This window comes from Aeromonas sp. R6-2, from assembly GCF_040908155.1.
Lineage (GTDB): Bacteria > Pseudomonadota > Gammaproteobacteria > Enterobacterales > Aeromonadaceae > Aeromonas > Aeromonas schubertii.
In genome coordinates this window covers 41,619-54,769 of record NZ_JBFODE010000043.1, presented here as the reverse complement: position 1 = coordinate 54,769, position 13,151 = coordinate 41,619, and the positions used below count along the sequence as shown (strand labels likewise).

Sequence of the window (13,151 nt, the reverse complement as noted above, 5' to 3'; positions counted from 1 at the left end):
GTTATCGAAAGAGGCCCTTCGTGTCTACCCTGCGTCATCGCGCCCTGAGCCGCCGTTTCTGGCACTACGCCCTCCCCTCTATCCTCGCCATGATAGTGCCGGCCTCCTACTACCTGGTGGACGGCATCTTCGTCGGCCACTTCGTCGGTGCCGAGGGGCTGGCCGCCATCAATCTGGTCTACCCCGTCATCATGGCCCTCATCGGCCTCGCCGCCATGGTGGCCATGGGCGCCGCCACCCGCATCTCGCTGCACCTGGGTGCCCGCCGCGAGGGTGAGGCGCGCCAGAGTCTGGTCAACAGCCTCTGGCTGCTGCTCCTGCTCGGCCTGCTCGCGCCCCTGGCCATCCTCCCCTTCCTCGATCGGTGGCTGACGCTGCTCGACCTCACCCCCCAGAGCCCGGCCTGGTCGCACGCCCGTGACTACCTGGCCTGGATCGGCGGCGGCGCCCTGTTGCTGGGTACCAACCTGGCGGTGCCCTATCTGCTGCGCAACGACGGACGACCGCGGCTGGCCATGGGCCTGACCATGCTCGGCGGCCTGCTCAATATCGGCTTCAATACCCTGCTGGTCGCCTGGCTGGATCTGGGACTGGTGGGAGCGGCCCAGGCCATCCTGCTGACCGAGGCGATCATCACCCTGCTCGGCCTCGGCTACTTCTTCAGCCGCCACGCCAGATTGAGGCTGCGCCTGCGCGATCTGCGGCCCGGCAGGGGCGCGACCGCCCCCCTGCTGCTGGCCGGTGCCCCGACCCTGGTGGCCGATCTCAACGTGGGGATGCTGCTCTACCTGCACAACAGCCAGCTGCTCGCCTACGGCGGGGTGCGCGATGTGGCCGGTTACACGGTAGCCGGTTACATGGAGGCGGTGTTCGTGGTGATCCTGCAGGGGCTCGCCTTCGGCATCCAGCCGCTTATCGGCCGGGCGGTCGGCGCCGGACGCCACCACGAGGTGCGCTTCCTGATGAAGCTGGCCCTGCGCATCACCCTCGCCTATGGCCTGGTGATGTGGGGCCTCATCCACCTCTTCCCGCAGCAGGTAGCCCTCGCCTTCCTCGGTGACGGGGACCCTCTGGTGCTCGCGGCGGCGGTGAGCAGCCTCAGGCTCAACCTGATGGGGATGCCCCTCGAGGGGCTCGAGCTGATGGGCATAGTACTGCTGCAGGCGATGGACCGACCCCGACCTGCCCTGGCCCTGACGGTGACCAAGACGCTGCTGCTCATCCCCCTCATCCTCGGCCTGCCCCTGCTGTTTGGCATCGAAGGGGTGCTGCTGGCCCAGCCGACGACCGTGGCCCTGCTGGCGGCGCCGCTCCTGTTCCTGCTGTGGCGGGAGTGGCAGCGCCTGGGTGAGGCCAGGCCCGCCCTTCGCACACTCCATCCCGCCGGCCCGTAAAAAAAGAAGCCCCCGCAGTGCGGGGGCTTCTTTCATATGAGCGATCAGCAGTAACCGTAGCTCATCAGGCGCTGGTAGCGCTGCTCGAGCAGTTGCTCGTCGTCGAGGGGACGCAGGGCATCGAGGTCTTGCTTGATGCGGGCCTTGAGGTTGGCCGCCATCTTCTCCACGTCGCGGTGGGCGCCGCCCAGGGGCTCGTCGACGATGTTGTCGACCAGCTTGAGCTCCTTCAGACGCTGGGCGGTGATCCCCATCACCTCGGCCGCTACCGAGGCCTTGTCGGCGCTCTTCCACAGGATCGAGGCACACCCTTCCGGCGAGATGACCGAATAGGTGGAGTACTGCAGCATGTTGACCCTGTCGCCCACGCCGATGGCCAGGGCGCCGCCCGAGCCACCTTCACCGATCACGGTGCAGACCACGGGGACGGTCAGACCGGCCATCTCCTTGAGGTTGCGGGCGATCGCCTCGGACTGGCCGCGCTCCTCGGCACCGACCCCCGGATAGGCACCCGGGGTGTCGATAAAGGTGATGATCGGCATCTTGAAGCGCTCGGCCATCTTCATCAGGCGCAGGGCCTTGCGGTACCCCTCCGGGCGCGGCATGCCGAAGTTGCGCTTGATCTTCTCCTTGGTCTCACGACCCTTCTGGTGGCCGATCACCATGACCGGCTCGCCGTCGAGACGGGCGATGCCGCCGACGATGGCCTTGTCATCGGCAAAGGCGCGATCGCCGGCCAGCTCATCGAACTCGGTGAAGATGTGCTCGATGTAGTCGAGGGTATAGGGACGCTGGGGGTGGCGTGCCATCTGGGAGACCTGCCAGGCGCCCAGATCCGAGAAGATCTTCTTGGTCAGCTCTTCGTTTTTCTTCTCCAGCCGACGGATCTCCTCGTTCAGATCAACGGCGTTGTTGTGCTCGCTGACATGCTTGAGTTCGTCGATCTGCGCCTGCAGCTCGGCAATCGGCTGTTCAAAATCCAGAAAAAGACTCATAGGGCCTAGAACCTCTATTCAAAAACCAATTCCACCCGGTCCCGCCCCAGCAGGACTCTCAGGTCATCCATCAGTTGATCGGTGGGGGTCACCCGCCACTCGGTACCGAGCGTCAATCGTCCCCGGGCTCCGGGGCGACGGTAGTGTACCTGAACCGGACAGACTCCGGCACGGGCGGGCTCCAAAATCTCGGTAAAACGCTGGAAAAAACGTTCATCGATCCGCGTTTCGTCGATAAAGATGCGGATGGCACGGGCAAATCGCTCGCGCGCCTCATCGATGCCCAGCACTTCGCGGGCAGACATTTTAAGGCCACCGGAGAAGTCATCAAAGCTGACCTGTCCCGATACCACCAGGATCCGGTCTTTCTCCAGCAGCGCCTCGTAGCGATCCAGCGCCTCACTGAAGAGGGTCACGTCGAGACGACCGGACTTGTCATCCAGGGTCATCACCCCCATGCGGTTACCCCGCTTGGTGATGATGGTACGCGCGGCGATGACCAGACCCGCGGCCGTGGTCACCTTGTCCCGGTCGGTCGGGTGCAGGTCGCACAGGCGCCCCGAGGTGTAACGACGCAGCTCGCCGCTGTACTGGTTGATGGGGTGACCGGTCAGATAGAGGCCGAGGGTCTCGCGCTCCCCCTCCAGCCACACCTTGTCGGGCCACTGGGGCACGTTGGCGAACGCCTTCTTGACGTCGTCCACCTCCTCGGTGAGCACGCCAAACATGTCGACCTGCCCCACCGCCTGCGCCTTGGCGTGCTGGTCGGCGGCGCGCATCGCCTCCTCCAGGGTCGCCATCAGGGCGGCGCGGTGGGGACCGAGCCTGTCCATGGCGCCGGAGTAGATAAGCTTCTCCATCACCCGCTTGTTGAGCTTCTTGATGTCGACCCGGTTACAGAAGTCGAACAGATCCCGAAACGGGCCATCCTTGTCACGGGCCTCGAGCAGTGCCTCGATGGGCCCTTCCCCCACCCCCTTCACCGCACCGATGCCATAGACGATGTGACCATCCTCGTTGACGCTGAAGCGGTAGCGGCCGGTGTTCACATCGGGCGGTATCACGGTGAGCCCCATGCGCTGACACTCGTCCACCAGGGTCACTATCTTGTCGGTGTTGTCCATATCGGCGGTCATCACCGCCGCCATGAACTCGGCCGGGAAGTGGGCCTTGAGCCAGAGGGTCTGATAGGAGACCAGGGCATAGGCGGCGGAGTGGGACTTGTTAAAGCCATAGCCCGCAAACTTCTCCACCAGATCGAAGATCTTCATGGCCAGCTCGCCATCGACCCCGTTCTTGACCGCCCCCTCCTCGAAGCCGGCCCGCTGCTTGGCCATCTCCTCGGGCTTTTTCTTACCCATGGCCCGGCGCAGCATGTCTGCGCCGCCGAGGGTATAGCCCGCCAGGGTCTGGGCGATCTGCATCACCTGCTCCTGGTAGAGGATGATGCCGTAGGTAGGCTCGAGGATCGGCTTGAGGCTCTCGTGCTGCCACTTCTCGTCCGGATAGGAGATGGCCTCATTGCCGTGCTTGCGGTCGATGAAGTTGTCCACCATGCCCGACTGAAGTGGGCCCGGACGGAACAGGGCCACCAGGGCGATCATGTCTTCGAAGCAGTCGGGCTGCAGCCGCTTGATGAGATCCTTCATGCCGCGCGATTCGAGCTGGAACACGGCCGTGGTCTCGAAGCGCTTGAGCATGGCGAACGACGGGGCGTCGTCGAGCGGAATAGCGGCGATGTCGACCGGTGGCTTGCCCTCTTTGGCAAGACGCGGGTTTATCATGCCGAGCGCCCAGTCGATGATGGTCAGCGTGCGCAGCCCCAGGAAGTCAAACTTCACCAGGCCCGCGTACTCCACGTCGTTCTTGTCGAACTGGGTGACCGGGTGATGCCCCTCATCGTCGCAATAGAGCGGCGCGAAGTCGGTGATCTTGGTGGGGGCGATCACCACACCACCGGCGTGCTTGCCGGCGTTACGCACCACCCCTTCCAGGCGGCGCGCCATGTCGATGAGGTCCTTGACCTCCTCGTCCTGCTCGTAGAGCTCGGGCAGCTTGGGCTCGGCCTCGAACGCCTTGGCGAGCGTCATGCCAGGATCGGGTGGAATGAGCTTCGAGATGCGATCCACGAAGCCATAGGGGTGACCCAGCACCCGACCGACGTCGCGCACCACCGCCTTGGCCGCCATGCTGCCGAAGGTGATGATCTGGGAGACCGCATCGCGGCCGTACATGTCGGCCACGTGCTCGATCACCTGATCGCGCCTGTCCATACAGAAGTCGACGTCGAAGTCGGGCATGGAGACCCGCTCGGGGTTCAGGAAACGCTCGAACAGCAGATCGAATTCGAGCGGATCCAGATCGGTGATCTTGAGGGCGTAGGCCACGAGCGAACCGGCCCCCGAGCCCCGGCCCGGCCCCACCGGGATGCCGTTATCCTTGGACCACTGGATAAACTCCATCACGATGAGGAAGTAACCCGGGAAGCCCATCTGGTTGATCACCTTGAGCTCGATGTCGAGGCGATCGTCGTACTCGGGGCGGCGCCGGGCACGCTCTGCCGGATCGGGAAAGAGGAACTCGAGACGCTCCTCGAGGCCCTCTTGGGATTTCATCACCAAAAAGTCTTCGGTGCTCATCTCCCCGGTCGGGAAGTTGGGCAGGAAGTACTCACCGAGGCGCACGGTGACGTTGCAGCGCTTGGCGATCTCCACCGTGTTCTCGATGGCCTCGGGAATGTCGGCAAACAGCTCCAGCATCTGCGCCTGGCTCTTGAAATACTGCTGCTTGCTATAGCGGCGCGGGCGACGCTTGTCGTCCAGGGTGTAACCGTCGTGGATGGCGACCCGAATCTCGTGGGCGTCGAAGTCCTCTTCGCTGAGAAACACCACCTCGTTGGTGGCCACCACCGGCAGGTCGAACTCGGTCGCGAGATTCACCGCCATGTGGAGGTACACCTCCTCGTCACTGCGCTCGGTGCGCATCAGCTCGAGGTAGTAGGCGTCGGGAAAGTGCTCCTGATAGAAGGCAAGGCAACGCTCGGTCATCAGGCGGTTGCCCTTGAGCAGGAACTTGCCCACGTCCCCCTCGCGGGCGCCGGAGAGGACGATCACCCCCTTGGCGTGCTCGCTCAGCCACGCCTTGTCGATGACCGGGCGCCCCTGCACGTGACCGCGCAGGTAACCGCGCGAGATGAGCAGGGTGATGTTCTGGTAGCCGTCGTTGTCCATGGCCAGCAGGGTGAGACGAAACTGCTCGTCGCCAAGCTCGCTGCTCTGGACCCAGAAGTCGGCGCCGACCAGGGGCTTGAGCCCCTTGCCGTGGGCCGAGCCATAGAAGCGCACCAGACCGCACATGTTCATCTGGTCGGTCAGGGCCAGGGCGGCCATGTTGTCGGCGGCGGCGGCCGAGACGATGGGCCCAATCTTCTGCAGGCCGTCCACCATGGAGAAATCGGAGTGGACGCGCAGGTGTACGAAACGGGGTTCAGCCATGCTCTCTCCTTACTCTTCCAACCCCAGGGCCCGGCGTACCGGCTTGAAGCTCTTGCGATACTCGGGCAGGGGGCCGCGACTGGCCAATATGGCCAGATGCTCAGCGGTCGGATAGCCCTTGTGACGGGCGAAGCCATATTCCGGATGGCGGGCATCAAGCTCGCTCATCTCGGCGTCCCGGGTCACCTTGGCCAGGATAGAGGCGGCGCTGATGGCGGGCACCAGGCTATCTCCCTTGACCACGGCGCGCGCTTCCATCGGTAAGTCAGGGCAGCGGTTGCCGTCGATAAAGACCAACTCGGGAGTGACACCGAGCCCGGCCACGGCCCGCTGCATGGCCAGCATGGTGGCGTGCAGGATATTGAGCTCATCGATCTCGTCGGGGGTGGCGCGGCCGATGGCGAAGGCGAGCGCCTTCTCCCTGATCTCGTCAAACAGGGACAGGCGCTTCTTCTCGGAGAGCTTCTTGGAGTCGTTGAGGCCGGCGATGGGGCGGCTCGGGTCGAGGATCACCGCCGCGGTGACCACGTCCCCCACCAGGGGGCCGCGACCCACTTCGTCCACGCCGGCGACGATCAGGTTGCTCGGGATCTCGATGGTCATGGTATTACCTTGAAGAGAGGGCGCAGTCAGGCTGCGCCGAACGTTATCGGCCGATGAGCCCCAGCACCGCCTCGGCGGCCTGGTGATCGGCGTTGCAGCGGATCAGCTGGTGCAACTCGGTGAAGGTGTTGATGAGCGCGCGGTTGTCGTGCTCGAAATAGTTGCTGACCGCCTCCACCAGATTCTCGGGAGTGCACTCGTGCTGGATCAGCTCGGGCACCAGCATACGCCCCGCCAGCAGATTGGGCAGGGAGACGAACTCGGTCTTCACCAGCCGCTGGGCCAGCCAATAGCTGAAGGGCTTGAGCTTGTAGCCCACCACCATGGGCTTTTTCACCAGCATGGCCTCAAGCGAGGCGGTGCCGGAGGCGAGCATCACCACATCGGCGGCGATCATCGCCTCGCGGCCCTGGCCGTCGAGCAGCACCATGTCGAGGCTGGGCGCCAGCTCGGCCTTGATGGCCATAAACTGCTCGCGGCGCCGCTCGTTGACCAGGGGCACCAGGAAGCCGAGATCCGGGTAACGCACCGTCAGGTGCTTGCACGCCTCGAGAAACAGCGGCGACATGAAGCCCACCTCCGCCTGGCGACTGCCGGGCAGTACCGCCAGCCAACGGCGGTTGGCATCGATACCGAGGGTGCGGCGCACCGCCGCCTGATCCGGCACCAGGGGAATATCATCGGCCATGGTGTGGCCGACGAAGCGACAGGGGGCGTCGAAGCGGTCGTAGAAGGCCTTCTCGAACGGCAGGAAGGCGAGCACCAGATCGGTGGCTGCCTTGATCTTGTGAATGCGGTTCTGGCGCCAGGCCCACACGGAGGGGCTGACGTAGTGAACCGTCTTGATACCGGCGCGGCGCAGTTTCAGCTCCACGCCGATATTGAAATCGGGGGCATCGACGCCGACGAAGAGATCCGGCGGGTTGTCGATAAAGTGGCGCAGCAGTTGGCGACGCACCGAGAGGATACGCGGCAGACGACCCAGCACCTCGCTGATGCCCATCACCGCCAACTCTTCCATCTCGAACAGAGCCTTGACCCCGAGCGCCTGCATGCGCGGTCCGGCGATGCCTTCGAACACGGCATCCGGGTAACGCTCCTTGATCTCGCGCACCAGGCCGGCGGCGAGGATGTCGCCGGAGACCTCTCCGGCGACGATACCGATGCGGATGGGATCAGGCACGGATGATCCCGCGCTCGTTACCCTTGAGGAAATCCACATAGAGCTGGACGGCCGGCTCGGCCTTGGCCATCTCCTCGAGCACAGGCACCACCTCTTCGATGGTCTTGCCGGAGCGGTAGATCTCCTTGTAGGCGCGCTTGACCGCCAGGATGGCGTCGCCGCTGAAACCGCGGCGGCGCAGCCCCTCGGAGTTGACCCCGAACGGCTTGGCGTAGTTGCCGGCGGCCATCACGTAGGGGGGCACGTCCTTGTTGAGGGCGGCGCAACCACCGACGAAGGCATGGGAGCCGACGCGGCCAAACTGGTGAATGGCAGAGAGACCACCGAAGATCACGAAGTCACCGATGTGCACATGGCCCGCCAGGGTGGCGTTGTTGGCAAAGATGCAGTTGTCGCCGATGACGCAGTCATGGGCCACGTGAACGTTCACCATGAAGAGGTTACCACTGCCCACCTTGGTCAGGCTCTGGTCCTGGGAGGTGCCACGGTGGAAGGTGCAGTTCTCGCGAATGACGTTGTTATCGCCAATCTCGAGGAAGGTGCGCTCGCCGGCGTACTTCTTGTCCTGGCAATCCTCACCGATGGAGGTGTGCTGGAAGATCCTGTTGCCGGCACCAATCTTGGTCGGCCCCTTGATCACCACGTGGGAACCTACCCAGGTGTTGTCACCGATCGTTACCTCGGCACCGATGACGGAGAAGGGGCCGATCTCGACCCCTTTCCCGATGACGGCAGACTCATGGACGATGGCGGTATCGTGAATGATGGCAGTCTGGTCAGTCACTGTTAAATCTCGCGTTTGGCGCACATCAACTCGGCAGTACAGACCACTTCACCGTCGACGGTGGCGACGCCGGTGAACTTGGCAATACCGCGACGCTCCTTCAGGAACTCCACGTCCAGCACCAGTTGATCACCGGGGCCGACCGGGCGCTTGAAGCGGGCGTTGTCGATAGAGGCGAAGTAGTAGAGTTCGTTCGGAGAGGGCTTGCCCACCATGGTGAAGGCCAGGATGCCGGTGGCCTGGGCCATGGCTTCGAGGATCAACACACCCGGGAAGACCGGCTTGGCCGGAAAGTGGCCCTGGAAGATGGGTTCGTTGAACGAGATGTTCTTGATGGCGCGCAGGGTCTTGCGCTCCTCGGTGATCTCGTAATCTTCCACCCGGTCCACCATCAGAAACGGATAACGGTGCGGCAGCAGCCCCATGATCTCCTGGATATCCAGGCGTTTAGCTTCTTGTGTCAAAGGAATAACCCTATCGTTTTACTGTTCGTCGTCGCTTAGCTTCTTCTCAAGCCTGCTTAACCGCTTGTGCATCTCCTCGATGCGCATCACCCGGGCGGCGGTCTTGCGCCACTCTTTATTGGTCTGCAGGGGGATGCCGGAGGAGTAGACACCGGGCTCGGTAATGGGGCGCATCACCATGGCCATACCGGTGACGGTGGCCTGGTCGCAGATCTCCATATGCCCGTTAAAGACGGAAGCGCCGCCAATGATACAGTATTTACCGACCTTGAGACTACCGGCCATCACGGTCGAGCCCGCCACGGCGGTACCGTAGCCGATCTCCACGTTGTGGGCGATCTGGCACTGGTTGTCGATGATGACGTTGTCGGCGATGCGGGTATCTTCCAGTGCCCCCCGGTCGATGGTGGTGCAGGCGCCGATCTCGACCCGGTTGCCGATAGTCACGCCGCCGAGCTGGGGGATCTTGATCCACTCGCCACGCTCGTTGGCATAGCCAAAGCCGTCGGCACCGATGACGGTGCCCGATTGGACCAGGCAGTCGCTGCCCATGGTCACATTGTGGTAGAGGGTGACGTTGGCCCACAGACGGGAGCGATCACCCAACCTGGTGTTCTTGCCGACGAAACAACCCGGGCCAATGCGCACATCGTCACCCAGCACGACGCCGGATTCGATGACCGCATTGGCACCGATGGCAACCCTCTCGCCCAACTGAGCGTCTGCGGCAATGACCGCGCTCGGATGTATGTCCGTGGCCGGCTGCGGCGTGGTGTCCAACAACTGGGCCACCCGGGCGAAGCCGACGTAGGGGTCTTTGAGCACCAGCGCATTGGTCGGGCAGAACGGCACGTCGGCCTCGGTGATCAGCACCGCAGCCGCCTTGGTCTGCTCCAGGTATTGACGGTACTTCTTGTTGGAGAGGAAGGAGATCTCTCCCTCCCCCGCCTTTTCCAGGGTCGCTACCTTGCGAATCTCCAGGTCACCGTCTCCGTGGACCTGGGCACCCAGACGCTGGGCCAGTTGTGCGAGAGTGAATGCCATTAATCAGATGCTCTTACTTGCTTGCCTTGGAGATAACCTGGGAGGTGATGTCCAGCTTGCTGGAGGAGTAGGGCGTCGCGTTGTTCTCCAGGATCAGATCGTAACCGCCGTCACGGGCAACCTGGTCGATGGCCGCCTTGACGTCTTTGAGGATCTTGGCGCGCTCTTCGCCCTGGCGACGGCCGTTCTCCTGCTCGAAAGCCTGACGCTTCTGGTTGAACTCCATCTGCAGCTTGGCCAGTTTCTCCTGGTTCTGCTTCTTCTGATCCTTGCTCATGAAGGCTTCGTCCTTCTTGAACTTCTCGACCAGTTTCTGACCCTCTTCCTCAAGCTTTTGCAGCTCGCGAACACGGGGTTCGAACTCGCGCTTGAGCTGGGCAGTCACCTGCTCGCGCTGGGGAAGACGCTGGAACACCTGCTCCATGTCGACGACACCGATCTTGGTGTCGGCCATGGCGCTACCCATTCCCAGGGTCATCATGGCCAGGGTCAGACCGGCCGTCTTCAGTACTTTATTCACACTAACTCCTCATTCCCTGTGTACAGGGTGAACTGTCAAACCACGTGCTGCGACGAACCCGTCGCCTTGTTATCGAGGCGCCCGAAGGCGCCCCTGAGGCCTTCACCCGATTAGAAGGTACGGCCGATGTTGAAGGAGAAGACTTCGGTTCTGTCCCCTTCATATTTCTTGATGGGCTTGGCCAGCGAGAAGACCAGCGGGCCCATGGGCGAGAGCCACTGCAGGGAGACACCGGCCGAGACGCGTACGTTCGCCGGGTCGGAATAGTCCTGGGTGGCGTAGTTGCAGTCAAGGCCCTCACCACAGGGGTAGAGGCTGTTGTTAAAGTCGGTATCCCAGACGCTGCCCGCATCGATAAAGGCGGTGGTGCGGATCTGAGGCGCATAGGTCTCGGAGACAAACGGGGTCGGGAAGACCAGCTCGAAGGAGGCCACCGCCAGGGCGTTACCACCGACCGAGGTATCGGAGCCTTCATACTTGCCGGTGAAGGTGGGGGTACCGCCGGCCGTAGAGGGCTTGTTGTAGGTCTTGTAGATCGCCTTGGGACCGACCGAGTTGCTCTTGAAGCCACGAATGGTATCGAAGCCGCCGGCATAGTAGTGCTCGAAGAAGGGGAGCACCTGATCCTTGCCCTGATCCGTGGTGCCGTAGCCGTCACCGTAGGAGAGGCGTGCCTTGCCGATCACCACCCACTTGTGATCCGCATCGATGGGGAAGTAGTGGGCATCGTCGAAGGAGAGCTTGTAGTACTGCAGATCCATCCCCGGGACGGTCACCTTGGCGTTGAAGCGCTGACGGTTACCCGAGGTCGGGAACATCCCCTTGTTGAGGGTGGAGCGGGTCCAACCGGCGGTGAGATCCACGGTCAGGAAGTCGAGGTTCTGGCCGTCGGTGGAGTATTGATCCCAGAACTGATCCATCTGCACCGACTGGCGGTTGTCGTTGAACTCGTTCCAGCACCAGCCGTTGGGATCCCCGTCGTTATCCTTCACACACTGCTGATAGTTGGCCTCGTTGAAGCTCGGACGGCTCAGCCTGGTGCTCTCGACACCGGTACTGAAGTCCAGACGGTTCTCCTCGTTGACCGGGAAACCGCTGGAGAGACGGAAACCTATGGTCTCGTTCTCGTAGTCGACGATGTCCGCATCGGCCGCACGGAACTGGTTGTAGTAGAGACGGCCACCCAGGCTCACGCCATCGACGGTGAAGTAGGGGTCGGAATAGCTCAGATCGACACTCTTGGAGTAGTCGTTGGTGCTGGCGTTGATCCCCACCCGCTTGCCGGTGCCGAGGAAGTTGTCCTGGGTCAGGCCCGCCTGCAGACTCAGGCCCGATTCGGTACCGTAACCGATACCCGCGTTGATGGAGCCGGCCGGCTGCTCCTTGACCTTGAAGTCGAGGTCAACCTGGTCGTCGCTGCCCGGCACCCGCTTGGTCTCCACCTCGGCGCTCTCGAAGTAGCCGAGACGGTTGAGACGGGTCTTGGACTGCTCGACGTTGTCGGACGAGAGCCAGGTGCCCTCCATCTGACGCATCTCGCGGCGCAGTACTTCGTCCTTGGTGGTCACGTTACCGGTGAAGTTGATGTTGCGCACATAGACGCGCGGGCCCGGCTCCACGTTGACGATGAGCTCGACCTCTTTGGTCTCGTCATTGATCTGGGGGAAGGTGGCCACCTTGGGATAGGCGTAACCGTAGCGACCCAGGAACTTGGAGAGTACCTCCTCGGTGTGGGTCACCTGGCTGGCGGAGTAGACGCTGCCCGCCTCGATGGGGATGAGCCCCTTCATCTCGCCACCGCGATCGATGAGGTTACCCTTGAGCTGCACGCCGGAGACCTTGTACTGGGCCCCCTCCTTGATGTTGAGGGTGACGTAGACGCCCTTCTTGTCCGGGGTCATGGAGACCTGGGTGGAGTCCTGCTGGAAGCGGATATAGCCGCGATCCATGTAGTAAGAGCGCAGGGTCTCGATATCGCCGGCCAGCTTCTGCTTCTGATAGCGCTGGTCACCGGTGAAGTTCCACCAGGGCACTTCGTCACGCAGGGAGAGCTGGGCGATCAACTTCTCTTCCGGGAAGACCTGGTTGCCGACGATGTTGATCTGCTGGATCTTGGCGGCCTGGCCCTCCACGAAGGTGAGCTTGAGGTCGACCCGGTTGCGCGGCAGCGGGGTGACGATGGCCTTGACCTTGGCGGAGTACTTGCCGACCCCGTAGTAGAAGTCTTCCAGCCCCTTCTCGAGGGAGCTCAGCATGGTGCGGTCGAGCGGCTCGCCGACCCGGATGCCGGAGGATTCCAGCGTCTGGTTGAGCTGCTCCTCCTTGATATCTTTGTTGCCGGAGAACTCGATGCTGGCGATGGTGGGACGCTCCTTCACCTCGACCATGATGACGGCGCCATCGCGATAGAGTTTGACGTCCTCGAAGTTGCCGGTGGCATAGAGCTTCTTGATGGCCGCAGCCAGGGCCAGGCTATCGACCTGATCGCCGACCCGGATCGGCAAGTTGAGCAGGGCGGCACCCAGAGTGACACGCTGCAGACCCTCAACCTGGATATCCTGAACGGTGAAGGAGGCGGGAGCTGCATGGGCCGCCAGGGAAGCCCCCAGCAGGCAGCTCAAGACCAAAGCATTTTTCACGGCCATTTTGTTCTTATGTGTCCTTGTTGAT

At 62.8% G+C, this 13,151-nt stretch carries 10 protein-coding genes; 1 reads left to right on the top strand and 9 read right to left on the bottom strand.

Going from position 1 to position 13,151, the window contains the following annotated elements; all coding sequences use genetic code 11:
- Positions 1 to 20 precede the first annotated feature (20 nt).
- Positions 21 to 1,394: an MATE family efflux transporter gene (locus tag AB5Y48_RS11355; RefSeq protein ID WP_368164489.1), complete on the top strand. Its 1,374-nt coding sequence runs from the start codon at positions 21 to 23 to the stop codon at positions 1,392 to 1,394.
- A 44-nt stretch (positions 1,395 to 1,438) separates the two neighbouring features.
- Here the strand turns inward: AB5Y48_RS11355 and accA are convergent, their stop codons facing one another.
- The 9 genes from accA to bamA all read right to left on the bottom strand — a co-directional run bounded on the left by accA (position 1,439) and on the right by bamA (position 13,126).
- Positions 1,439 to 2,389, bottom strand: coding sequence for an acetyl-CoA carboxylase carboxyl transferase subunit alpha (accA, locus tag AB5Y48_RS11350; RefSeq protein ID WP_050666917.1), 951 nt, complete (start codon positions 2,387 to 2,389; stop codon positions 1,439 to 1,441).
- 14 nt (positions 2,390 to 2,403) lie between these two features.
- Positions 2,404 to 5,883, bottom strand: a complete 3,480-nt coding sequence (dnaE, locus tag AB5Y48_RS11345) for a DNA polymerase III subunit alpha (protein WP_136613947.1) — start codon at positions 5,881 to 5,883, stop codon at positions 2,404 to 2,406.
- A gap of 9 nt (positions 5,884 to 5,892) precedes the next feature.
- A complete protein-coding gene (rnhB, locus tag AB5Y48_RS11340; RefSeq protein WP_368164487.1) occupies positions 5,893 to 6,486 on the bottom strand; it encodes a ribonuclease HII in 594 nt (197 codons plus the stop codon).
- A 43-nt stretch (positions 6,487 to 6,529) separates the two neighbouring features.
- Positions 6,530 to 7,669 (bottom strand): lipid-A-disaccharide synthase, encoded by a 1,140-nt coding sequence (lpxB, locus tag AB5Y48_RS11335; RefSeq protein ID WP_050666914.1) that lies wholly within the window; start codon positions 7,667 to 7,669, stop codon positions 6,530 to 6,532.
- The gene (lpxA, locus tag AB5Y48_RS11330) at positions 7,662 to 8,453 is read right to left on the bottom strand and encodes an acyl-ACP--UDP-N-acetylglucosamine O-acyltransferase (RefSeq protein WP_082178006.1); all 792 of its coding nucleotides are present in this window, start codon (positions 8,451 to 8,453) and stop codon (positions 7,662 to 7,664) included. The genes lpxB and lpxA overlap by 8 nt, the downstream gene beginning before the upstream one ends.
- Before the next feature lie 2 nt (positions 8,454 to 8,455).
- On the bottom strand, positions 8,456 to 8,917 hold the full coding sequence (gene fabZ, locus AB5Y48_RS11325; protein ID WP_050666913.1) for a 3-hydroxyacyl-ACP dehydratase FabZ: 462 nt from the start codon (positions 8,915 to 8,917) through the stop codon (positions 8,456 to 8,458).
- A gap of 18 nt (positions 8,918 to 8,935) precedes the next feature.
- Positions 8,936 to 9,961, bottom strand: a complete 1,026-nt coding sequence (lpxD, locus tag AB5Y48_RS11320) for a UDP-3-O-(3-hydroxymyristoyl)glucosamine N-acyltransferase (protein ID WP_050666912.1) — start codon at positions 9,959 to 9,961, stop codon at positions 8,936 to 8,938.
- A gap of 13 nt (positions 9,962 to 9,974) precedes the next feature.
- The gene (locus tag AB5Y48_RS11315; protein ID WP_050666911.1) at positions 9,975 to 10,481 is read right to left on the bottom strand and encodes an OmpH family outer membrane protein; all 507 of its coding nucleotides are present in this window, start codon (positions 10,479 to 10,481) and stop codon (positions 9,975 to 9,977) included.
- A gap of 110 nt (positions 10,482 to 10,591) precedes the next feature.
- Positions 10,592 to 13,126, bottom strand: coding sequence for an outer membrane protein assembly factor BamA (gene bamA, locus AB5Y48_RS11310; RefSeq protein ID WP_368164483.1), 2,535 nt, complete (start codon positions 13,124 to 13,126; stop codon positions 10,592 to 10,594).
- Between the last annotated feature and the right edge of the window lie 25 nt (positions 13,127 to 13,151).

What these genes read in the sequence shown, in the direction of transcription:
- lpxD (WP_050666912.1), bottom strand. Translation starts at nt 9,961, where the DNA reads ATGGCATTCACTCTCGCACAACTGGCCCAGCGTCTGGGTGCCCAGGTC.
- bamA (WP_368164483.1), bottom strand. Translation starts at nt 13,126, where the DNA reads ATGGCCGTGAAAAATGCTTTGGTCTTGAGCTGCCTGCTGGGGGCTTCC.
- rnhB (WP_368164487.1), bottom strand. Translation starts at nt 6,486, where the DNA reads ATGACCATCGAGATCCCGAGCAACCTGATCGTCGCCGGCGTGGACGAA.
- dnaE (WP_136613947.1), bottom strand. Translation starts at nt 5,883, where the DNA reads ATGGCTGAACCCCGTTTCGTACACCTGCGCGTCCACTCCGATTTCTCC.
- accA (WP_050666917.1), bottom strand. Translation starts at nt 2,389, where the DNA reads ATGAGTCTTTTTCTGGATTTTGAACAGCCGATTGCCGAGCTGCAGGCG.